Annotated in this window: 19 protein-coding genes and 1 riboswitch; of the genes, 2 read left to right on the top strand and 17 right to left on the bottom strand. The window is 33.2% G+C overall.

From position 1 onward, the window contains the following. Nucleotides 1-92: 92 nt before the first annotated feature. The 5 genes from H8718_RS00095 to H8718_RS00075 all read right to left on the bottom strand — a co-directional run bounded on the left by H8718_RS00095 (nucleotide 93) and on the right by H8718_RS00075 (nucleotide 3,689). Nucleotides 93-1,790 (bottom strand): bifunctional diguanylate cyclase/phosphohydrolase, encoded by a 1,698-nt coding sequence (locus tag H8718_RS00095; protein ID WP_249331076.1) that lies wholly within the window; start codon nucleotides 1,788-1,790, stop codon nucleotides 93-95. A gap of 63 nt (nucleotides 1,791-1,853) precedes the next feature. Then, nucleotides 1,854-1,985 (bottom strand): cyclic lactone autoinducer peptide, encoded by a 132-nt coding sequence (locus H8718_RS00090; RefSeq protein ID WP_249331075.1) that lies wholly within the window; start codon nucleotides 1,983-1,985, stop codon nucleotides 1,854-1,856. Beyond that, complete coding sequence (locus H8718_RS00085; RefSeq protein WP_177671311.1) at nucleotides 1,972-2,643, bottom strand: accessory gene regulator ArgB-like protein; 672 nt, start codon at nucleotides 2,641-2,643, stop codon at nucleotides 1,972-1,974. The genes H8718_RS00090 and H8718_RS00085 overlap by 14 nt, the downstream gene beginning before the upstream one ends. Then, a complete protein-coding gene (locus tag H8718_RS00080) occupies nucleotides 2,636-3,103 on the bottom strand; it encodes a hypothetical protein (protein ID WP_177671312.1) in 468 nt (155 codons plus the stop codon). The genes H8718_RS00085 and H8718_RS00080 overlap by 8 nt, the downstream gene beginning before the upstream one ends. 16 nt (nucleotides 3,104-3,119) lie before the next feature. Then, nucleotides 3,120-3,689 (bottom strand): DUF5317 family protein, encoded by a 570-nt coding sequence (locus tag H8718_RS00075; RefSeq protein WP_177671313.1) that lies wholly within the window; start codon nucleotides 3,687-3,689, stop codon nucleotides 3,120-3,122. A gap of 228 nt (nucleotides 3,690-3,917) precedes the next feature. Here H8718_RS00075 and H8718_RS00070 point away from each other — a divergent pair, with 228 nt between their 5' ends. Then, nucleotides 3,918-5,186, top strand: a complete 1,269-nt coding sequence (locus tag H8718_RS00070; RefSeq protein ID WP_249331074.1) for a dicarboxylate/amino acid:cation symporter — start codon at nucleotides 3,918-3,920, stop codon at nucleotides 5,184-5,186. 188 nt (nucleotides 5,187-5,374) lie between these two features. Here the strand turns inward: H8718_RS00070 and H8718_RS00065 are convergent, their stop codons facing one another. The 3 genes from H8718_RS00065 to H8718_RS00055 all read right to left on the bottom strand — a co-directional run bounded on the left by H8718_RS00065 (nucleotide 5,375) and on the right by H8718_RS00055 (nucleotide 9,342). Then, on the bottom strand, nucleotides 5,375-6,064 hold the full coding sequence (locus tag H8718_RS00065) for a radical SAM protein (protein ID WP_177671315.1): 690 nt from the start codon (nucleotides 6,062-6,064) through the stop codon (nucleotides 5,375-5,377). Between the two features lies 1 nt (nucleotide 6,065). Further along, entirely contained in the window at nucleotides 6,066-7,034 is a 969-nt protein-coding gene (locus H8718_RS00060; protein ID WP_249331073.1) for a nucleoside hydrolase, read from the bottom strand. Between the two features lie 98 nt (nucleotides 7,035-7,132). After that, nucleotides 7,133-7,176, bottom strand: a riboswitch (PreQ1 riboswitch). Nucleotides 7,177-7,245: 69 nt separating this feature from the next. Then, complete coding sequence (locus H8718_RS00055) at nucleotides 7,246-9,342, bottom strand: DEAD/DEAH box helicase (protein ID WP_249331072.1); 2,097 nt, start codon at nucleotides 9,340-9,342, stop codon at nucleotides 7,246-7,248. A gap of 618 nt (nucleotides 9,343-9,960) precedes the next feature. Here H8718_RS00055 and H8718_RS00050 point away from each other — a divergent pair. Further along, nucleotides 9,961-10,563, top strand: a complete 603-nt coding sequence (locus H8718_RS00050; protein WP_283246115.1) for a TVP38/TMEM64 family protein — start codon at nucleotides 9,961-9,963, stop codon at nucleotides 10,561-10,563. Between the two features lie 46 nt (nucleotides 10,564-10,609). On the opposite strand, the gene H8718_RS00045 is transcribed toward H8718_RS00050, so the two are convergent. The 9 genes from H8718_RS00045 to H8718_RS00005 all read right to left on the bottom strand — a co-directional run bounded on the left by H8718_RS00045 (nucleotide 10,610) and on the right by H8718_RS00005 (nucleotide 21,048). Further along, nucleotides 10,610-11,140, bottom strand: a complete 531-nt coding sequence (locus tag H8718_RS00045; protein WP_177671318.1) for a DUF5317 domain-containing protein — start codon at nucleotides 11,138-11,140, stop codon at nucleotides 10,610-10,612. 3 nt (nucleotides 11,141-11,143) lie between these two features. Beyond that, nucleotides 11,144-12,430, bottom strand: coding sequence for an HD-GYP domain-containing protein (locus tag H8718_RS00040; RefSeq protein WP_249331071.1), 1,287 nt, complete (start codon nucleotides 12,428-12,430; stop codon nucleotides 11,144-11,146). 250 nt (nucleotides 12,431-12,680) lie between these two features. After that, nucleotides 12,681-13,292 carry a hypothetical protein gene (locus H8718_RS00035; RefSeq protein WP_249331070.1) on the bottom strand — a complete coding sequence of 204 codons (612 nt, stop codon included), beginning with the start codon at nucleotides 13,290-13,292 and terminating at the stop codon, nucleotides 12,681-12,683. 223 nt (nucleotides 13,293-13,515) lie between these two features. Further along, complete coding sequence (locus H8718_RS00030) at nucleotides 13,516-13,746, bottom strand: hypothetical protein (RefSeq protein WP_249331069.1); 231 nt, start codon at nucleotides 13,744-13,746, stop codon at nucleotides 13,516-13,518. A gap of 79 nt (nucleotides 13,747-13,825) precedes the next feature. Next, a complete protein-coding gene (locus H8718_RS00025; RefSeq protein ID WP_249331196.1) occupies nucleotides 13,826-15,133 on the bottom strand; it encodes an MATE family efflux transporter in 1,308 nt (435 codons plus the stop codon). Between the two features lie 192 nt (nucleotides 15,134-15,325). Then, on the bottom strand, nucleotides 15,326-16,768 hold the full coding sequence (locus tag H8718_RS00020) for a sulfatase-like hydrolase/transferase (RefSeq protein ID WP_177671323.1): 1,443 nt from the start codon (nucleotides 16,766-16,768) through the stop codon (nucleotides 15,326-15,328). Between the two features lie 165 nt (nucleotides 16,769-16,933). Next, nucleotides 16,934-18,793, bottom strand: a complete 1,860-nt coding sequence (locus H8718_RS00015) for an ABC transporter ATP-binding protein (RefSeq protein ID WP_330597554.1) — start codon at nucleotides 18,791-18,793, stop codon at nucleotides 16,934-16,936. Further along, on the bottom strand, nucleotides 18,786-20,522 hold the full coding sequence (locus H8718_RS00010; RefSeq protein WP_249331068.1) for an ABC transporter ATP-binding protein: 1,737 nt from the start codon (nucleotides 20,520-20,522) through the stop codon (nucleotides 18,786-18,788). Before H8718_RS00010 ends, H8718_RS00015 begins: the two co-directional genes overlap by 8 nt. Nucleotides 20,523-20,607: 85 nt before the next feature. Next, on the bottom strand, nucleotides 20,608-21,048 hold the full coding sequence (locus tag H8718_RS00005; protein WP_177671326.1) for a MarR family winged helix-turn-helix transcriptional regulator: 441 nt from the start codon (nucleotides 21,046-21,048) through the stop codon (nucleotides 20,608-20,610). Nucleotides 21,049-21,346: the final 298 nt, after the last annotated feature.

The raw sequence follows: 21,346 nt of genomic DNA, 5'->3' as shown, positions 1-21,346 counted from the left end.
ATCTTTTCTTATACAAAAAGCCATATATAACTAGAACGCACTCTAGCTATATATGGCTTTTATTCATCAAGGTTTATAAAACACTGTTTCATCTAATTATAAATTTCAAGTTCCTGTTTTGCTATGGTTAAAGCTTTAATAAAAGTTTCTACAAGTTCTGGGTCAAACTGTATACCTTTACATGCTCTAAGTTCTGCAAATGCATCCTCATCACTTTTACGTCTTGTGTGATAAGGTCTATTAGACGTCATAGCATCAAAGCTATCAACTATAGTCAGTATACGTGCTAATAAAGGAATCTCCTCTCCCTTCATACCATTTGGATAGCCTGTACCGTCATATTTTTCATGATGATGTAAAATAAGTGGTATAATTTCTTTTAAAGAATCTACTGTTTTTATAATTTCTACACCATGTTCTGGATGCTTCTTAAGCATTTCCCATTCGGCCTGATCTAAAGGCATTTTCTTGTTAAGAATTTGCTCTGGAATGTTAATCTTACCTATATCATGCATATAAGCTCCATACACGAGCGTTTTCTTGTCTTTTTCACTAAGTCCGAGATAGTCTGCTATAATTCGGCTATACATCACTACACGCTCACAATGTCCATAAGTATATTTATCCTTCGCATTAATAACGCTAATAAGCGTCTTAATAGAAGTTACTAATTCATTATGATCATCATTAATTTCTCGTTTTAACTCATCTAGTACAGATACATAGACTTCTACGCGATTCTTCTTAAAAAATTTAGCTCTATATAAGGCGTCATCAGCACTTTTAATAAGTGCTAGTTCATCCTTAGCGTTATCTGGATAAGTAGCTATACCTATTGAAATAGTAAGATTTCCTGTAGGCTGATTTTCCTGCCCCATAATATAAGTGTCTTGCACTTTTTTTCTAACTGTTTCAGCTACTTTAATACTTTCTTCTCTATCTGTATTCGGCAAAATAATAGCAAATTCTTCTCCACCATATCGTGCTACTAAATCCCCTTTTCTTACACTACCTTCAATGAGCTTGGCAACTTCTTTTAGAACCTCATCACCTTTTTGATGCCCATTTAGGTCATTATAATATTTAAAGTTATCTATATCTAAGAAAAGCATAGAAATAGGTTGATTGTTTTGAGACGCTACATGAATGTTTTCTCTTAATGCATCTTGAAAAAAACGATGATTATACATGCTTGTAAGACCATCGCGATTTACCATTTCTTTTAGCTCTTCTATATGCTCATTACCAAGTTTAACATAATAGCCTAACGGAGCAGCTGTTAAGACAAATATACCTACTAAAATAAGGTCATCTTCAAAATAAGGATTAATTGCTAAAGCAGGAAAAAACATTAAGTCTACTAATAATATAAGTACTGCTGATACAGCTGCCATTACCATCCCATTTTTCATACCCGACTGAATCGTTGTCGTCATAATAGTAAATAAAAATAAAAACTTATGCGGGCTGTCTGGCCCCCCTGATATAAGAATCATTACAAAAAAGATAGCTATAAAAATACAATTTTCAATAACCTGTTTATACTTCTTTCTTTTTTCACTAAATTGTCTAACAGCGACAGTTGACCATATTAAATATATACCAAGTAGGAATAAAGCTATAAATAACATAGAAAAAGCTGAGCCATACTCCTCTAGACTACCAGTAATTGTTTTTGTAGCTAAATATTTAAAACAAATAATCCCACAAAATAGCAAGGCAGACAACTTAACAACTACAAGTATATTATTAACCTGTTCATACTTTGTATCTTCTAGTCGTTTATGCATGTTCACTCCCCTCTCTCTTAACTTTACAATAAATAAAGATCGGTAAAAACCGATCTTTATTTACTAGTCTCTTAAACATTCAGGCTCTTCTGGTTGATACGTAAACCCAAAACATGCTGATGTAGATACAAGAGATGCAAATACTGTTGCTACAGCTGCAAGTGTCATTAAAACTTTTGCATTAATCTTTTTCATCTGTACATTCTCCTTTTCGTCTTAAAATAGTATGTATTAAAAATAAATCTATTTTTTCTACTATAAGATGTCCAAGAGGTGTAAGAGTAAGAATTTGCCAAAATATACCTATGCATATACACATAACCCAGACTAATACTATATCTTTCTGTTTGGTCAAATATATACTTAGCAAACCTATTGTTCCTACTAAGTAGACTCCTAAAGTAAATATAGATTTCTTTTTAAGCGCTTCTTTCTTTTCTTGCTTTCTGATAGGTTTTGCCATACTATCAACAGGTGCTAACTGATAGACTTTATAAAACCCTAGAATAAATATAACTAGTACACTAATTATTACAACTATTAAGTTCCAATGCATTTTAGATAATAACCATGCACCTCCTACCGAAATAATAACACCTATAATAGCACATGACTCTGGTGAACTAGCATGTGCCCCACCTGAGTATTTTCTAAGAATAACTGTTGTTACAGATAGTATAAGCGCAGGTATAAGTACACCTAAAAGGCTTCCTGCTAGTACAATAGCTCCTATAGAGATACTTGTATGAATAATCGCAAATAATCCGTAATGGATAACTGCCTTTTCATTCTCACTTACTTGCAATTCCCTACCTATTTTATTTGAAAGCCTAGTGCACACCTTATCAATCATGACTTCTCCCTTTCTTTTTACTTATCCACTTATAGTAGATAAATATAACTAACATCCAGATTATAAGAGATGGTATACCATAAATAACCTTTGTAATAGGATCACTTACTATCTCTTGTACACTTTTTCTAAACATTCCCTGGATTAATAGCATATTAATCCCCTCTGCCAAGAACTGCACAATAACATTAATAATCGCGGCACGTATAGTCTCTATAATACCTAGTTTATTCAGTGTAATAGATAATGTAATCATAGCCATAATGATTAGGATCGTATGAATACCATAACTAATTGGTAAAAACCTAATAAAAAGCATCATTATCGCTAAAATGATGCCTGTCTTAACATAACGGCGCTTGTCCAATTTTACTCCAGTAAAAGCATACATCGCAAAAAGATGAATAAAAGCCTCTGGAATACCTCTTAAAATAAATTCTATCAACGTTACTTTTAACATTTCTTCTCTTTTACCCCTATATTCCTTTCTCTTGACTCAAGGAACTATTAATCTCTTTAATCGCCCCATATAAAACAAGTACAACAAATACTCTAATCAGTACATCACCGATACTTAGTACGCTATAGCCTAGATCAATCCAGTCTGTTAACCATTTTAACTTAGTCTGGTCACTACCTAGAATATGAAAATCATTCGCTACTTGCCTAGCTTTTTCAAAAGCTTCTGGAGATGCATACCCTGTCCAGTAAGTCAAAGTTGGAAATACAGGCATTTTCCCTCCATTGACTTTTATGGCTATATCATTGCATAAGCCTCCTAAAAAGACACAGCCAGAACCAACTAAGGCTTCTTTATAAAGTTCGTATCTGAAAATCAGTCCTAAATAAGTGCATAGATAAATACTTTTTAGTAGACCTGCATATTTAATCCATTCATAATGCTGTTTAAACAGCGCAATTTGAATACCTATATAAATAAGCTCAATACCTAATATATAGTACATTTCTTTCTGTTTGAATATAGGTGAAATTTTATATTTTTTATATTTACTGTATATAAGTACCAATATGACCGTTTCTAACATTATTGCCTCTTTCATATTTTTCTTTATTAAATTATACTACATACTTTAATAATTATCCACTATTTAATAAATGTATATATTATTCTTTAATTACCTAACTAAATATGTCAAAAAAACATAAAATAATCATTATTATTCCATATTTTAGTTTTATACTTGTATACAATTCACTTTTATGTTACCCTACTTACATCATGTATTTGACTTATCTTTAGGAGGTTTTACATAATGAAAAAAATGACACTAACTACGAAAATACTCCTTTCACTTATATTAGGTGCCTTATTTGGAGTTCTTCTTTCTCATTTAGAATCTGATTTCATTAAACATACCCTTATGCTTGATGGTATACTGAAACTTATTGGTACAGGATTCTTAAATGCTATTAAACTACTTGTTGTACCACTCATCTTCGTTTCTATTGTATATGCAACAGCTTCTTTAGATGATATAAAAAAAATTGGACGTATTGGTAGCAAAACTTTCCTTTATTATATAACTACAACTGCTATAGCTATTGTAGTAGCACTTACTGTTGCCAATGTCATTAAACCAGGTATAGGCATTGACCTCAGTATGATTACATCTGGTGAAGGGGTAAGTGAAGTTGCTTCTATAAGCTTTATTGATACCTTACTTCAAATTATCCCTACAAATATTTTTGAAGCCTTCAGTACAAATAATGTACTTGGTGTTTTATTCTTTGCTGTATTAATGGGACTTAGCATTACTTTAGTAGGTGAAAAAGCACAACCTGTACTTGTACTATTTGATGGCCTTAACGAAGTCTTTCTTAAACTGGTTACACTCATTATGCAATTTGCTCCATTTGGGGTATTTGCACTTGTAGCCAATACATTTGCAACTTTTGGCTTCTCTGCTATGCTTCCACTCTTTAAATATGCATTAAGTATACTAGTAGCACTTGCTATCCAGTTCTTTATTGTCTATTTAAGTATGCTATTATTCATTGGAAAACTTAGCCCTAAAATATTTGTCAAGAAATTTACACCAATATTCAACTTCTGCTTCTCAACTGCTTCTTCAAGTGCAGCACTTCCACTTGGCCTTGAGAGCTCAGACAAACAATTTGGTGTATCTAAAAAAGTTAGTTCCTTTACTCTTCCTTTAGGTGCTACAATCAATATGGATGGTACTGCTATTATGCAAGGGGTAGCCGTTGTATTTATTGCTCAAATCTATGGTATTCAGCTTGGTCTTGGAGAGTATATGATGGTTATCTTAACTGCAGTACTTGCTTCAATCGGTACAGCAGGTGTTCCAGGTGTTGGACTTGTTATGCTTACAATGGTACTTAGTGCCATTAACCTACCAATTGAAGGTATTGCCCTTATTATGGGTATTGATAGAATTCTAGATATGATTCGTACGGGTATTAATGTTGCAGGCGATCACGTCTGTACACTCCTTATTGCTAAACAGGAAAATGAATTTGATGAAACTGTTTATAACCGTCCTATGGTAGATTTAGACTAAAAAAGAGCGTATTGCCATGAATGCAATACGCTCTTTTCATTTCTATTAAGCTTCTGGATTTAAAGCTGTCAGTACTTCTTCAGCTTCCTTTACTAGTATCATCGTTACATTATTTTAAAAGTATTAATCACTATACGTACTTATATTACAACTGATTTTTAATTAAGAATTAGGCAATTCTTTAAAATCTAGTCACCTACTCCAAAATCTGTATTATTATAGAGGACTTCTATTTTAGGATTTTCATCTAAAAACTTATATTTTTGTATAAACCACTGTACAAGCTCTTCATCTCTTTTCACTGTCGTTGTATTATCTATAAAAACATTAATGGTAGCATGGTCAAAATGCTTAAGAACAAGCTCCATATCCCTATCTATCATTGCTTTTGTTTGCCCTTTGATACCCACCATCATACACGGTGAATCAAAATACTTTTTCAGCTCATCTATAGATTTAAAATGAGCACTTTTATTAAGATACCCATTTCTAAAATCCTCATCAAAAGTCTCTACACCAATTTTAAAAGTAATAGGAATACCAAAGAAATCTCTCATTTCTTGAATTCTGTTTCTATACGCCCAATGACTCTCTAAGAAAAGCTTTTCAATGCCCTTTTCCTTAATAATAGCTTTAATTCTTTCTAATGTAGCCTGTGGCAGTTCAAAACAGCTTCCTGAATTAATAACTTCAAGTACTTTATATTTACCTGTAATCTGCCCTAATACTTCAAAGTTTAGTGCGTTCATTTCCTCTTCATGAGTACCATTATCTAATATATAGTCACAGAAGCTACATTTTCCCCACACACAAGGAGACCCCTTTAAAAGTACAATCTCTCTTATATTTTTATTAGTGACTTCACTATATCTATCCATTCTAGTATACCCCCTCCGTATGCTCAATGACTTCTTCATAACCTCTAAAGATGCGTTTTAAGAAGAAATCCATAAAGCGTTTTTCATCTACCGAAATAAGAATTTTGGCATTGCGTTCTTTCCTATAAAAACTTGCTACATCTACCAATGTTTGGCCTATAGCAATGCCATCAGTAGCTACCTGTACATAGGAATCAAATCCATCGCATAAGCTTCTATCTATAAAATAGGCTACAGCAAGCGGGTCATTAATCACACATCCAATAATGCCTTCCTGCATCCAATGAAAATCTATATAAAAACGTGTTATTTCTGTTATAAACTTAGCCTTATTTTGATCTAACCTGTTAATAAATTGTATAATGTTAGGTGTGAGTACAATTTTTCTTGTAACATCTAGCCCTACCATATGTATTTTATGACCTAACATCTCATAAACATACTGCGCTGCATGAGGGTCTACCCAATAGTTAAATTCTGCTACTGGTGAGCAGTTACCATGTATCCTAAAGGCTCCTCCCATAGAAATACATTCATCTAAATACGTAAAAACTTCTTTATCCTTCATTAAGGCTTTTGCTAAATTGGTAAGTGGCCCCAATGCAATAATAGAAACTTTTTCATGAGTTCTTAAAGTGTCTAGAATAAAATCTACAGCGCCATCCCTGTAGCTTATACCTTCTACCTCTTCATAAAAATTCTCACCAAGACCATCCTCGCCATGGGTATCTTGCGCCGTTACAAGTTCTCTTTCAAGTGGATCTGTCTCTCCAACATATACAGGAATATGTAATGCTTCACACTTTTTAAGAACAATGAGTGCATTTTTAGCTCCCATATATGCTGGTACATTCCCACTACATACAGTAAGACCTAATACCTCTAGTTCTGGTGAATGGACCGCAAGCATAATGGCAAGTGCATCATCTATACCTGGGTCACAGTCAATAATTACTTTTCTTTTTTCCATATCTCTTTCCTCCTTAATAGTGGTTTTAAGGAGAACTATACGACTTTTCAACCTAAAAAAGTCGTATCTAAGGATACGACTATATACTGTCACTATACATGCCCTTAGTTTTTTATACTGGGAGTTCCCGAACCAGTCCTAACCTTATAAGTTTAGGTTTCAACAAGACATATACTAGCATTATTAGTTTTCTTTTTCAAGCTTACTTAGGTTAAATGCGCTCCATAAACAGCTCTATCATCTCTTCTTTTGATAAATGTTTAAAGATATTACCATTATTTAGTCCATCTGTCATGATTGCATCAATTAATTCTTTTTTACTTTCTTGCAGTTGCAACACTCTTTCTTCTACCGTTCCTTTAGCAATAAGCTTAACAACATTTACCACTTGCTCTTGCCCGATACGATGGGCCCTATCTGTAGCCTGATTCTCTACAGCTGGATTCCACCATGGGTCAAAGTGTACAACTATACTTGCACTTGTAAGGTTAAGCCCAGTTCCACCTGCTTTTAAAGAAATGAGAAAGACCTGTTTACTTTCATCCTGATTAAAATCCTCAACCAGATGCATACGTTTTGCTGCAGGCGTACTTCCATCTAAATAACTGTAAACAATATCTTCTTGTTCAAGTCTATCAGCTATCCCGCCTAGTACTTTAGTAAACTGTGAAAAGACAAGTATCTTCCTACCTTTTGACTCTTTAATAAGATTGACCAGGACTTCTAACTTAGAATTTTGGCCTTCATAGTTTTTCACAAGCCACTCTGGTGCTAGTGCTAGCTGTCTAAGCTTAGTCAAATAGGAAAAGGCCATAAACCCTGTACTTTCATCCTCTTCCATTTTTCTTTTGGCCAGCTGCGTATAGGAACGGTAAACACGCTCATGCTCCTTTTCTAAAGGTACATAATATACTTGCTCAATTTTATCTGGTAATTCTTTAGCAACTTCCTTTTTACTTCTTCTTAACATAAAAGGCTGAATCATTTGTTTCAGTTCCCCATACTGGTCTTCACCAGACATGAAAATCTTCTGGAATTTAGCTCGTGTATAAAGATAATCTGGCATAACAAAGTCAAAGATAGACCAGAGCTCTAAAAGGTTATTTTCAATAGGTGTACCTGTTAATGCAAATTTTACGTTAGCCTTAATACTTTTAATCACTTTTGTGAGGGTTGCATCTGGATTTTTAATGGTTTGCGCTTCATCAATTACACAATAATCAAAAACCTTTCCTGCATAGAAGGATGCATCATTTTTAAAAGTAGTATAAGTAGTAAGGAGTACATCATACTCTTTGTATTTATTAATAAGCTGGCTTCTTTCCTTGATACCATGTACAATAGCAACTTTAAGTGCTGGTGCAAATTTTTCTATTTCCTTCTTCCAGTTATAAAGAAGAGCCGTTGGTGTAATAACTAAGCTTTTCTGTCCCTTTCTTACTAATAAGAAGGTAATGATTTGAAGCGTTTTTCCAAGTCCCATTTCATCTGCTAATACGCCGCCAAAGTTATAGGCTGCCAAACTATTTAAAAATTCGAAGCCTTTTACTTGATAATCTCTTAATGTAGCTTGTAAGGTTTCTGGCAATGTATCTTCTATTTTTTGTTTTCCTTTAAGCTTAGCCACCACATTAGCTACAAATCTTTGCCCTTCAAGAAAATCCATATGTTCATTTATATAACTTTCTAAGTATAAAGCTTTTTCATTAGGTATACGTAAATCTTCAAAGTCATTGAAGAGTCCTAATAAATCAATAAGCTTAAAAGTAGACTGTAATTTATCATCTGCCAAGTCTAAGCAGCTTCCATCTTGAAAACGGTACAGTTTTTTCTTTTCTTTATAGGCATTGTAAATTTTACGGTACTCACTTCGTTCTATTCCCTCAATATCAAATTCCATTTTCATATAGCCATTACGTCCTGGTGACATACTTACTGTTACCTCTGGGCTATAAATAACACCTTCATTCGAAACACCTTCTTCAGCTTGATGTTTCAAACTATCAAGACCTTTAAGCACTGTTGCCACTACATGAGGGCAAAGGGCCAAATTACTTGTAACACTTACATAGCTTTGACAGTCACAGCTTGCATCAATGGTGCCCTTAAGCCCATTAATATTAGCCATACATGTATAATGTTGATGATGGTATTCATCTTTGACATTAGCATAGAATGTAGCCGTAACAGTCTCTACTCTAGCATACTCCCCAAAGACTTGTCCATTTTTAAAGAGTGCCTGCCCACTTACAAACTTCTGGCGATCTGTATTTAATTTTAAAAGCTCTGGTATTCTTTTTAAATCCATATGTTTCACCTCTTTCCGGAACATATAAAATCCTCAAACAACTATTCTTTAGCTAGTTTGAGGATTTTATACATTAAATTCTCTTCAATTATATAACAAACCTTTTGAAATTACTACAAATTTCCACTAGCTTTATACTTTTAAAGTGCTATAATGGTAAATCTCCCCTAAGGGGACTTGATTAAAAACACTAATAGAAAGGGAAATCTATATGAAAAAAAGAACATTATTAGACTTTGTTATGTATTTTGTTATCTCTACTATCGCTAACTAAGCCTTTAAGTAGAGATTACTTAATCTCTTTACATATCTTTTACTTTCATCTACCTTTAACCCTATCTTGCTATACTCCTAGCCAAACTTATAAAAAAAGTAGCTATTAACTCGTAACCTTTGTTTTACAACTTTACTCTCCACACTTTCTCTATTTATCTTCTTTGTCAGTTTATAAGAATGCATCTTACGGAGCAATTCCATCATACAATCAATTCTTAGTTTATCTTTCTTAATTTCTTAAGAATCTTTAAGAATTCTCTACAGGCCATATTAAGATTTATCCCTTATTCTAGAATTATTAAAAGGTTTGCAAATGCAAACTAACTACTAAAGGTGATTCAAATGGGTATAAATCAAACTTTTATAAAAAAACTTATTAATTTATCCTCTATCATAGGTATATTAGCTACTATTGCTTTACTTATTTATGGATATCAAGCCGGTATCTTCTCTTCTGCTGAGCAGCTCTCTTATATGATTAGTCAAGCTGGCATATGGGGACCTCTTATTTTTATATTTATTCAAATTATTCAATGTGTTATTCCTATTATCCCAGGTGGCCTAAGCTGTGTAGCTGGCATTATCCTATTTGGTCCTTTTTATGGTTTCATCTATAATTACATAGGGATCTTACTTGGTTCACTTATTAACTTTATTCTTGCACGCCATTATGGAAAACCTCTTATTGAAACTATAGTGTCTAAAAAAACTTATAACAAATATATTAGCTGGCTTGATAGAGGCAAGCATTTTGACAAACTCTTTGCTCTTGCCATCTTTATGCCCGTTGCTCCTGATGACTTCTTATGTATGCTAGCAGGTCTTACAAAAATGACCTACAAAAAATTTATTACCATTATTGTACTAGGAAAACCTGCTTCTTTATTAGTTTATAGCTTAGGTCTTACTACTGCTTTAGAAGCCATTATGAAAACTCTAGGATAAAAAAGAAGCGATTATCTTCCTATAATAGAAGATAATCGCTTCTTTTTTATTGCTTAGTTCTCATACCTTTTATAACTAACCAAATCATCCCTATACAAAGTACAATATCACCTATACTAATGACAAAGCCTACTTTGCCTAAAAAGATAGGTATGATATCTGATAAAATTTTAAAATGTGTTTCTTCTCTCATAATACTATAGAGACCTGTAAGTGATGCATCAGTAGAAATCCCCATATAGTCCATGGCTTTAGGACTCACTGGCATAGCTCCTCCATTTGCAAAAATAGGTATTGCATTCATTACAAAGCCTATTCCCATAGCACATAAAGGTTTTAATCTACTATTTCTCCAAATAAATATAAGTATCAGTATGTACATCAATAAATCTAATAGGTAAGTAAGAATTCCTAGCTCCATCCAACCTATCTTTAATAAAAGATTTAGCCCTCTTTCTAACAAGAAACCTATCAGAATAAGCCAAATACCTCTTATCTGTAAATTTATTAGATGACTCAATCTACCTTTTAATAAATACCCTAGTATAATTGCAACAATAAGTGATATACCAAACATTGTTTACTCCCATATTTGATCTAATTTTGTACTGTCTTGTGCGATTTCTAAGTAAGCCCTTGCTACATTTGGATGAAACTGTGAACCCATATTTTCTTCTATTATTTTTATAATAACGTCTTTAGGTAATCCTTTTCTATAAGGCCTATCACTTGCCATAGCATCTATAGCATCAGCTATTTGAATAATATATACCTCTAATGGTAATTCATCACCTTTTTTACCATCAGGATACCCTTTTCCATCAAAGCGCTCATGGTGATGTCTCACAATCATTTTAATATCATCAAAATTTTTAATTCCTTTAATAATCCCTTCACCTATAATTGGATGACTCTTAATAATTGTAAATTCTTCTTCTGTCAATTGCCCTGGCTTATTCAGTATAGCATCACTAATGCCTATTTTCCCTACATCATGTAACATAGCCCCAATACGTAGCTTCTCTATCTTCCATTCATTAAATCCCATACGTTCTGCTAAAATAGCAGCCACTTCTGCTACACGGTGTGAATGCCCTTCTGTATAGTTATCTCTTGCTTCTATGGCATTCATTAAAGATTCAACAGTCTGAATGAACTGAGACTGAGAATCTGCATAATACGTAAAAGTATATTTAACAAGTAATACTGGAAACAAAATAAAGATAATTCCCCAGTAACTATATTGTGTATATAAATGAACTAGAATAACTCCAAACGGAATCATAATAATATAATTTAACAGAGCTAGTTTAATATCTTTCATAAAGCAGTATATTAAACTTTGACCTGTATAGATCTTCATCATACTTGCTACTATCATTTTATTAATTATAGCATATATAATACTAAAAAGTATTACACTTATAACTAACTTAGATGCTGTATAGGAGAACCTTGCAAGTATATAATCTACTATGCAATGTGCTATTAATAAACTAATACTATACATACTACAATTAAATAAAGTTCCATACCAAGGAGTATTAAATAGATGTTTGTATGTATCATTATCTATTTTTAGCACTCTTATTAAAAATCCCCCTATAGAAATCAATAATGCCTCAAACGGGCCAAACAATATATAAGTTGCTAAAGTGACTGCAAATGTTGTACTAAAAGATATTTTATTAAAATATAGCGTGACGCTTTCTGTCAATCCTGTTATGACTATAAAAAAGATTAATCCAGCATAGTTCTCTACTCCAACTGTAACTTTACAATGAATAAGATTATACCCTAATGCAATTAATGTACATATATATACGCTTCCAAAAAACATCTTCTGTTTAACAGGTAAATCTCTCATTTTCACTCTCCCTCTATATATAAAAGCCAACTATAGATACTATAATTTTTTAATGATTAGAATACCCAGCTTAATTGTGATCCGCCAGCGATTGCGAGTGCAACTAAAGCGAATACGATTGGCATATATTTAGCAATTTTCATCAGTGTTTCCCCCTTTATGTAGATTAACAGACCTCCGCTAATCATCCGTCATGTTTCCTCTCCGCTAAAGGGTTATTGCATTTTCTATAATTGGCCTCTATACCAAATTAATAATCGGTAAGTTTCCGATTTACTACATCTAGGGTTGCACGAGCCATTGCTTCGTTAATGTCATCCCTAATTAAAGCTGTTCCTATTAAATGATCTTCTTTGCCCTTTTCAATCATATTAACAATAACGCAGGCAAAACTAATCTCTTTACTATCTATTACAAAAGTATCTTGTACATCAAAAATATACTTACCTTTTGTAATTTCTTCTATGGCTCCAATTGTTGTTCTCGCAATAATGTTATATCGATTACGTGTTGTTTTAATACACTGTTTTATACAAGAATGAATTTCCCCTTCATGCTCTAATTTTACTTGGCATTGAAGTTCATTACCTTCATTACCTATAGAAAGTCCTTCATACTTAATTCGCTTAATAGGTTTTACAATCTCTGTATCTATTTGGGCAATACTAATAATTTTGCGATCAATCTCATAATCAAATACTGCTAATAGAGTAGATTCTATATCCCTCACAATTTGCTTAGCTGATCTATTATTCCCCGCTACAATATGTATCTCTTTTATAGTCTCTTCATCAAATTGTATTTTAACATGTAAGATACCATCAATTTTTTTGATCATATCATGAAATAGCTGATAATTCATTCTCTCGCCTCATTTCTGCCCCTCTTTTCATATTCTAGCTTTATTATACATATTCATATATTATATTACAACAATATAATAATCTAACACAGCATAATTTTACTTATAAGTTTATATATTTTTTACTACTAACTTTTTCTTATTAAAATTTTTCTATCAAATTGATCCGTTATAAAAATTATAAAACTCCTTAGATTATAATCTAAGGAGTTTTATAATAGTATTACTTTTCCAATTTTAAAGGACTTTCTTCTAATATAAAAATGCGAAGTATAATATAAGTAAATGCACACACCCAAACTATTATAAGTAATGGGCGAAGCTTCTTACAGGTGTCAGAAAAACTACATCCTATAATAGCTCCTACAATAAGAATAGCCATTTTAAAAATAAACCAATCTTCTACTTTAAAGTTAGTAACTTGACTATTTACACGTTCTATAAGTTGTTGCATCCTAGTCCCTCCCTCGTATCTTTTATACCTTTAGTATACCTTGTTACTTACTATAATTCTACCTTTTAGGGTATACAACCTAAATATTTTGTTGCAAAGTCTTATTCTGATTCAACTCAGGCCAGATGAGCATCAACATAGTAATAAAGCAGGCCGCTCCTCCGATAAAATTAGAGATAGGTTCAGCCATAAATACACCTTCTATATTTAATCCAAATAATCTCGGCAGAATAAGTGTAAGTGGAATAACAATAATGGCCTTTCTAAATAAGGAAAAGAATATAGCTTGCTTAGACTTCCCGAGTCCTACAAATACAGATTGTCCTGCAAATTGAAGCGCCATCATAAAGAATCCGAAAAAATAAATCTTCATAGCTGGTATACCTGCCTGAATAATAGCTTCATCATGATTAAAAATTTGGATGAAGAAAGCTGGAAAACCATGTACAACAGCCCATGCCACTAATGTATATAAAATACATGCTCCTGACATAAATTTGATAGCAATTTTAACCCTACTATAAGCCTTTGCACCATAGTTATAACCTATTACGGGTTGAGCACTATTGGTCACACCTAAAACAGGCATGGTCACTAATTCTCTTACTGTATTAATAATAGTCATAACCCCTACATAGAGGTCTCCCCCGTAAAACTGCAGACTAGCATTACAAACAATCTGAACAGCACCATTGGTAATAGCCATAATAAATCCTGATAATCCAAGACCTACTATCTTTTTGACACGCTCCTTCTTAAGCTTAAAACAAGTTACTTTAAGCTTTAGAAGAGCTTTCTTCCCAGTTAAAAACTTTATAATCCATATAGCTGATAGGATTTGTGAAATAACTGTAGCTAAAGCTGCTCCTTGAACCCCCATATTAAAACCAAATATAAAAATTGGGTCTAAAATAATATTAGCTACAGCACCAATAGCTACAGTTAGCATACCTATTTTTCCAAATCCTTGCGCATTGATAAAACTATTCATACCTAGTCCTATCATCACAAATAAGCTCCCTAAAAGATAAATAGTAATATAGTCATTTGCATAAGGAAAGGTTGACTCACTTGCTCCAAACAAGAAGAGCAGGGGTTTCTTAAAGAGTAAGCCTAATAGAGTAAGCAGTATTCCAAAACTTATGAGTAGTACAAAAGCATTTCCCATAATATGTTCTGCTTCTTCATCCTCCCCTGCCCCTCTTGCTATAGAAAAAAGTGGTGCACCACCCATACCAAATAGATTGGCAAAAGCAATTACAATTGTAATAATAGGCAATGCTAACCCTAGCCCAGTTAAAGATAAAGTAGCATTTTCTGGCATCCTCCCTATGTACATCCTATCTACTACATTGTAGAGTACATTAATCAGTTGTGCTAATGTCATAGGCACAGCAAGTTTTAATATACTACCTATGACACTTCCCTTTGAAAAATCAGTTTCCACATTTGTCTCTTCTTTCTTCTAGTATGATTCAGTTACTAAATTATTATATTTCAAATTTATCTTGTATTTCAATTTATTTATTCTAAACCTTCATCTAAAGTTAAAGTCTATAAAAAAATCCTCTTTAGAAAACTAAAGAGGATGGTATGTCATCTTTCCTTCAGAATAAACACCAGCTTTTCTAAGCTGTCCACAACCTGTTACAGCTTCTTTTGCTGCATCTAACTTTGGATCTGCATATTTAGTAAACCAGTTCGCCAGTTCACTACGAAGTTTTTCTTCTATTTCCTTGTACTCTAACTGGCCAATTAAATTATTCTTTTCTCCTGGATCTTCACTTAGATGATAAAGTTCGTGTGGTCCATAAGGATAGCGATGTATATATTTCCACTCTTTTGTACGAATCATACGGTTCGGACCATATTCATCTAAAATGATAATGCTTTGATCCTCGGCCTCTTCTCCTAGAAGACTGTGTTTAAAGCTTCTACCTGGTAAGCGGTCACTCAGCTCTTCATCAATTTCCAGCCAATCTACTAATGTATGAATAATATCATAGTGACTTGCCATATCAAAACTTATCTTGCCACCTTCAAATGCCTTCGGATAACTTATAATAAAAGGTACTTTAACAGCTGTGTCATATAAATTCATCGGGAAAGTTCCATTGCCTTTTCCCCAAATACCATGATGTCCCATATTCATACCATTATCAGCACTAAATATAATCATGGTATTTTCAAGTTCACCTTTTTCTCTAAGCTTGTCTAAAATTCGTCCTACACCTGCATCCATAGCACTTACTGCAGCATAGTAACCTCTTAAGAGTCTCTTTCTTTCTTCTCCTATGCCAATTGGTGCGCTATGAATTTGATTTGGATGGATAGGTTCATTTGGTGTTGCATTAAATTCACAGTCTCTGTAAAGGTCTACAAATTCCTTCGGGTGCTGATTTTCATCCCAAGGGTCATGAGGTGCTGTATAATTGACATTTATGTAATAAGGCTCTTCTTTACTACTAAGCTCTTCAATATACTCAATAGCTTTATTTGTAATGACATCTGTAATATAACGATTTTCATAATAGATTTCACCATTCTCAATAACATCTGCTTTATAGTAATAACAACCTCCTCGGCCTATGGTAAACCACTTGGAATATCCATGCTGTGGTGTCATACTATCTCCAAGATGCCACTTTCCAGCTAGTGCACAAGTATAGCCATTTTCACTTAAAATATCTGTATAAGTTCTTAAGCCCTCTAAATATTGAATAGGTCTATCTTCATTGCTATAGTAAGGATCATTTTTCTTCTCCCCTAATTTTTCCTTATCTAAGCTTCCGGAGCGAATCCAGTCATGCACACCATGCTGTGAAGGAATACATCCTGTTAAAATAGAAGCTCTTGCTGGTGAGCATACAGGAGATGCACAGAAGAAATTATCAAATCTTATACCACTCTCTGCTAAATAATTAAGATTTGGTGTTTTAATATCTGCATTACCTGCACAGTTCATAGCCCATGCCCCTTGATCATCTGTTAATATAAATATAATATTGGGTTTTTTACGCATACTTATTCTCCTTAGAAGTTTCATAATTAAAATAAATTGCAATCCTATAACCTATTATAAATAATTTTACATGAATTTAAATGCTTATTTGAAAAAATTAAATACTTATGTGCAAAAAGCTGTCGCAAACAACTCTTTAATTGAGTGTTACGACAGCTTCTATTTTTAGTGTAATTGAGCTTTACCTGTATAAAGTTGATAATAACGTCCTTTTTGTTCTAATAAAGACTCATGGTTTCCTCTTTCAATAATTTCACCTTGTTCAAGTACCATAATTGCATCGGCATTGCGAATAGTTGAAAGTCTATGTGCAATAACAAATACTGTTCTGCCTTCCATTAACTTGTCCATACCTGCTGCAATAAGCTTCTCTGTCCTTGTATCAATAGAACTTGTTGCCTCATCCATAATTAATACAGGTGGGTTGGCAACCGCTGCTCTAGCAATAGCAAGAAGCTGTCTTTGTCCTTGTGAAAGACCTTCCCCATCTCCTGTTAGAACAGTATCGTATCCATGTGGTAAATGCTTAATAAAGCTATGAGCATTGGCAAGTTTTGCTGCTGCTATAACCTCTTCATCTGTAGCATGTAGATTACCATAACGGATATTTTCTGTAATTGTTCCTGTGAAAAGATGGGTATCTTGAAGGACAATACCTATTGATTTTCTAAGGTCATCTTTTTTAATATCTTTAATATCAATTCCATCATAAGTAATCGTTCCTGAGTTAATTTCATAGAAACGATTAATAAGGTTGGTAATTGTTGTTTTACCTGCTCCTGTTGAACCAACAAAGGCAATTTTTTGGCCAGGTTTTGCATAAAGGGAAATACCTTTTAAGATAGTCTTCTTCTCATTATATCCAAAGACTACATTTTTAAACTGTACATCCCCGCGAAGTTCTTTTAAAGTACCTTGTGCATCATTCATTTTCCATGCCCAGTGACCTGTATACTGATCCGTTTCTGTCAATTTAGAACAATCCTTACTATCTACTTCAGCTTTACAAAGTGTTACTGTACCTTGATCTACTTCTGGTTCTTCTTCAAGTACATTAAAAATACGTTCTGCCCCTGCTAATGCAGCCAAAATCATATTAACCTGTTGCGATACTTGTGCAATAGGTTGAGATACTTGACGTACATATTGTAAGTATGAAACAAGTGACCCTACATCAAAAGCACCTGCAATTGTCATAAGTCCACCGATACAACAAGTAATAGCATAACTAATGTGTGTTAAATTTCCAAGTGCAGGCATCATCATCCCTGCATAAGTTTGTGCACCTGTTGAAGCCTCTCTTAATGCTTCATTATATCCTTTAAAGTCTTCTAATGCTTGATCTTCATGGCAAAATACTTTAACAACTTTTTGCCCTTCAATCATTTCTTCAATATAACCATTTACATCTGCCATTTTTTGTTGTTGCATACCAAAGTAATATTTACTCTTCTTACCAAACATTTTGATAATGCCAAACATCAAAGCAAGCATTACAAATGTCACAAGACTTAATACTGGACTTAAAACAACCATCATGATGATAATTCCTATAAAAGTTAAAAGTGAAGAAATAATATTAGTCAAACTGTTATTAAGTGCCTCACTAATATTGTCAATATCATTCGTATAAAGACTCATAAGGTCACCATGTGTATGTCTATCAAAGTATGCAATAGAAAGTTGTTGCATCTTATTAAATAAATCTGTACGAATATCTTGAATTGTACTTTGTGCAACACGTACCATAAGACGTGAATAAATATAAGCACTTGCTGCTCCTGCAAGGTAGATACTTCCGAGTATCACTAGCATTTTAAGAAGTCCTGCAAAATCTCCAAGCAAGATATAGTCATTAATAATAATCTTTAAGAAATAAGTACCAGCTACCATAGAAAATGAGCTGACTACAATAAAACATGCTACAAGCACAAGTATTAATTTATATTTACCTAGGTAGCCAGCTAGTTTACCAAGGGTTTGTTTCATCTTGTTAGTTTTCTTTATTTGCTGTTCCTTACTCACTAAAACCAGCTCCTTCCTGTTGAGAATTGTATACATCGCGGTAGATCTCACTATGAATCATCAATTCATCATGGGTACCTACTGCACAAATCTTCCCATCATCTAATACAATAATTTGATCTGCTTCACAAATTGAATTAACTCTTTGTGCAATAATAATCTTAGTTGTTCCATTTAGATTCTTACCAAATGCTGCCCTAATTTTAGCATCTGTTGCAGTATCCACAGCACTTGTACTATCATCTAATATAAGTACTTTAGGCTCTTTTAAAAGTGCCCTTGCAATACATAATCTTTGCTTTTGCCCGCCAGATACATTGACTCCACCTTGGCCAAGGTCCATCTCAAGGCCTCCTGGTAGCCTGCTAATAAACTCATTGGCACAAGAAGCTTCACATACCTTATCTATTTGCTCGTCTGTAGCATTTTCATTCCCCCATTTAAGGTTCTCTCTAATACTACCAGAAAATAGAGTATTTTTTTGAAGTACCATAGCTACAGCATTACGAAGTGTTTCTAATTCATAATCTTTTACATTAACGCCACCTACTAATACTTCTCCTTGGGTTACGTCATATAATCTTGGAATAAGCTGTACAAGACTTGTTTTTCCTGATCCTGTTCCACCTATTATTCCTATTGTTTGACCTGCCTTAATCTTAAGATTTATATTTTCTAAATTATTTTGGTCACCATCTTCTTCATACTTAAAGCTTACATTCCTAAATTCAATCTCACCATCTTTAACTTCCAAAATAGGAGATACTTCTGGGTTCTTAATATCTACTTCTTCTTCTAATACCTCAATAATACGTGCTATTGATGCAATTGAACGTGAAATCATCATAAGTGCCATAGCTAACATCATTAAAGAAATTAAAATTTGATTAGAGTACACAACAAAACTTGTAAGATTCCCAATAGTAAGCTCTCCATTATAGACGAAATGCCCACCATTCCATAAAATAACAATAATACTTGCAAACATTACAAGTTGCATTACTGGCATACTAAATACAACAATGCTAAATGCACCCTCTGATGCCATTCTTAATTCGTCATTACTCTTTTTAAACTTTTCTTTTTCTTTCTTTGCTCTAACAAATGCCTTAACCACACGAATACCTACTAAGTTTTCTTGAACAGTCGTATTCATTTGGTCAATACGTTTTTGCATCATTTCAAACTTAGGTCTTACTTTCATAATAATAAAACCTATAGCACAAATTAATGCTGGCATTGAAACAAGGAAAATTAATGCTAATTTAGGACTAATGAGCGTTGCTAAAATACATGCACAAATAAGCATCATTGGTGCACGAACTAATAATTTAATTCCCATTGTTACAGCATTTTGTACTGCTGTAACATCTGTTGTTAAACGTGTAATTAAAGAAGCTGTACTAAACTTCTCAATATTTTTAAAGGAATAAGTCTGTATTTTTCTATATTCAGCTTCACGAAGCTCCGCTCCTAATCCTTGCCCCGCAATAGCTGCATACTTAGAAAGTGCTAATCCAAAGCTTAATGAAATAAGTGCCATTACAACCATAAGTATACCCATCATTACTGTATAGCTCATATCTCCTGTACTAATTCCAACGTCTACAATACGAGCCATTACTAATGGAATCAACAACTCAAATACCGCTTCTAATGCTGCAAACATGACAGCTAGGCCTAGTGCCTTTTTATATTTACTCATATACGGCATAAGTTTTTTAATCATTCTAGTCACCCCTCTTGTTGTTTTAATTCTGTCTATATACCGGTATAACAACTATATAGCAAGCTATCTATTTACTGATAATTATCTATTTTATGCTCTTAAGCACTTTATTTAACAGTGTCACCAGTTCCTTACGCTCTTCCTGGTTTAATCCTTTTGTTAAATAGCCTTCTATCTTATTAGGACCAATACTTAAAGTTTCAAGTACAACTTCTTCACCTTTTTCTGTAAGTACTAGACATTTAAAACGACCATCTTCTTTTGCCGGAAAACGATTTATCATCTTCTTGCTTTCTAGACGTTTTACAATGCCTGCCACAGTTGGATTGGACAACCTTAGATAGTGTTCAATATCTTTTTGATACACAGGTCCTTGATTTTTTGAAAAATATAAATAAACGAGAATTTCCTGTTGTACTGCTGTTATATCATATTTTTCTAACTCCTTATTAATTTCATTAACAATAGTCTTATCAATGCATTTAATTAAGAACCCTATATGCTGATGATGATCTGTACATTTCACTTTTTTATCCTCCAAATATATAGCATGCTATATATTTTATCTTATTTTTCTTATTTGTCAACTTCCTTCTTTTCACCATAAATTTTTTCCCGTTTCTTAAAAAGTAAAAAGTTACAAGCTCTTTCTACCTATTATAATTTATTCTGTAAAAATAACCTACAATTAAGGATGTATTCCATAATCATAACCACCCGTCTAACGGGTGGTTTGCTCTAGCCCTATAAGGGCATGTTACTAGCAATGCCTTAAGGCATATTGAATAGTTCGCCAACTGCATATTTTTTTCAAGCAGCCTCTA

The sequence above is a fragment of the Zhenhengia yiwuensis genome (assembly GCF_014384995.1).
In the GTDB taxonomy this organism is placed as follows: domain Bacteria; phylum Bacillota; class Clostridia; order Lachnospirales; family Cellulosilyticaceae; genus Zhenhengia; species Zhenhengia yiwuensis.
The sequence above is the reverse complement of the archived record's forward strand: the minus strand, read 5'-3'. Positions and strand labels throughout refer to the sequence as shown.

Excerpts from the sequence above, each read along its gene's own strand:
- H8718_RS00095 (WP_249331076.1), bottom strand. The coding sequence starts at position 1,790 with ATGCATAAACGACTAGAAGATACAAAGTATGAACAGGTTAATAATATA.
- H8718_RS00090 (WP_249331075.1), bottom strand. The coding sequence starts at position 1,985 with ATGAAAAAGATTAATGCAAAAGTTTTAATGACACTTGCAGCTGTAGCA.
- H8718_RS00085 (WP_177671311.1), bottom strand. The coding sequence starts at position 2,643 with ATGATTGATAAGGTGTGCACTAGGCTTTCAAATAAAATAGGTAGGGAA.
- H8718_RS00080 (WP_177671312.1), bottom strand. The coding sequence starts at position 3,103 with ATGTTAAAAGTAACGTTGATAGAATTTATTTTAAGAGGTATTCCAGAG.
- H8718_RS00075 (WP_177671313.1), bottom strand. The coding sequence starts at position 3,689 with ATGTTAGAAACGGTCATATTGGTACTTATATACAGTAAATATAAAAAA.
- H8718_RS00070 (WP_249331074.1), top strand. The coding sequence starts at position 3,918 with ATGAAAAAAATGACACTAACTACGAAAATACTCCTTTCACTTATATTA.
- H8718_RS00065 (WP_177671315.1), bottom strand. The coding sequence starts at position 6,064 with ATGGATAGATATAGTGAAGTCACTAATAAAAATATAAGAGAGATTGTA.
- H8718_RS00060 (WP_249331073.1), bottom strand. The coding sequence starts at position 7,034 with ATGGAAAAAAGAAAAGTAATTATTGACTGTGACCCAGGTATAGATGAT.
- H8718_RS00055 (WP_249331072.1), bottom strand. The coding sequence starts at position 9,342 with ATGGATTTAAAAAGAATACCAGAGCTTTTAAAATTAAATACAGATCGC.
- H8718_RS00050 (WP_283246115.1), top strand. The coding sequence starts at position 9,961 with ATGGGTATAAATCAAACTTTTATAAAAAAACTTATTAATTTATCCTCT.
- H8718_RS00045 (WP_177671318.1), bottom strand. The coding sequence starts at position 11,140 with ATGTTTGGTATATCACTTATTGTTGCAATTATACTAGGGTATTTATTA.
- H8718_RS00040 (WP_249331071.1), bottom strand. The coding sequence starts at position 12,430 with ATGAGAGATTTACCTGTTAAACAGAAGATGTTTTTTGGAAGCGTATAT.
- H8718_RS00035 (WP_249331070.1), bottom strand. The coding sequence starts at position 13,292 with ATGAATTATCAGCTATTTCATGATATGATCAAAAAAATTGATGGTATC.
- H8718_RS00030 (WP_249331069.1), bottom strand. The coding sequence starts at position 13,746 with ATGCAACAACTTATAGAACGTGTAAATAGTCAAGTTACTAACTTTAAA.
- H8718_RS00025 (WP_249331196.1), bottom strand. The coding sequence starts at position 15,133 with ATGACATTAGCACAACTGATTAATGTACTCTACAATGTAGTAGATAGG.
- H8718_RS00020 (WP_177671323.1), bottom strand. The coding sequence starts at position 16,768 with ATGCGTAAAAAACCCAATATTATATTTATATTAACAGATGATCAAGGG.
- H8718_RS00010 (WP_249331068.1), bottom strand. The coding sequence starts at position 20,522 with ATGATTAAAAAACTTATGCCGTATATGAGTAAATATAAAAAGGCACTA.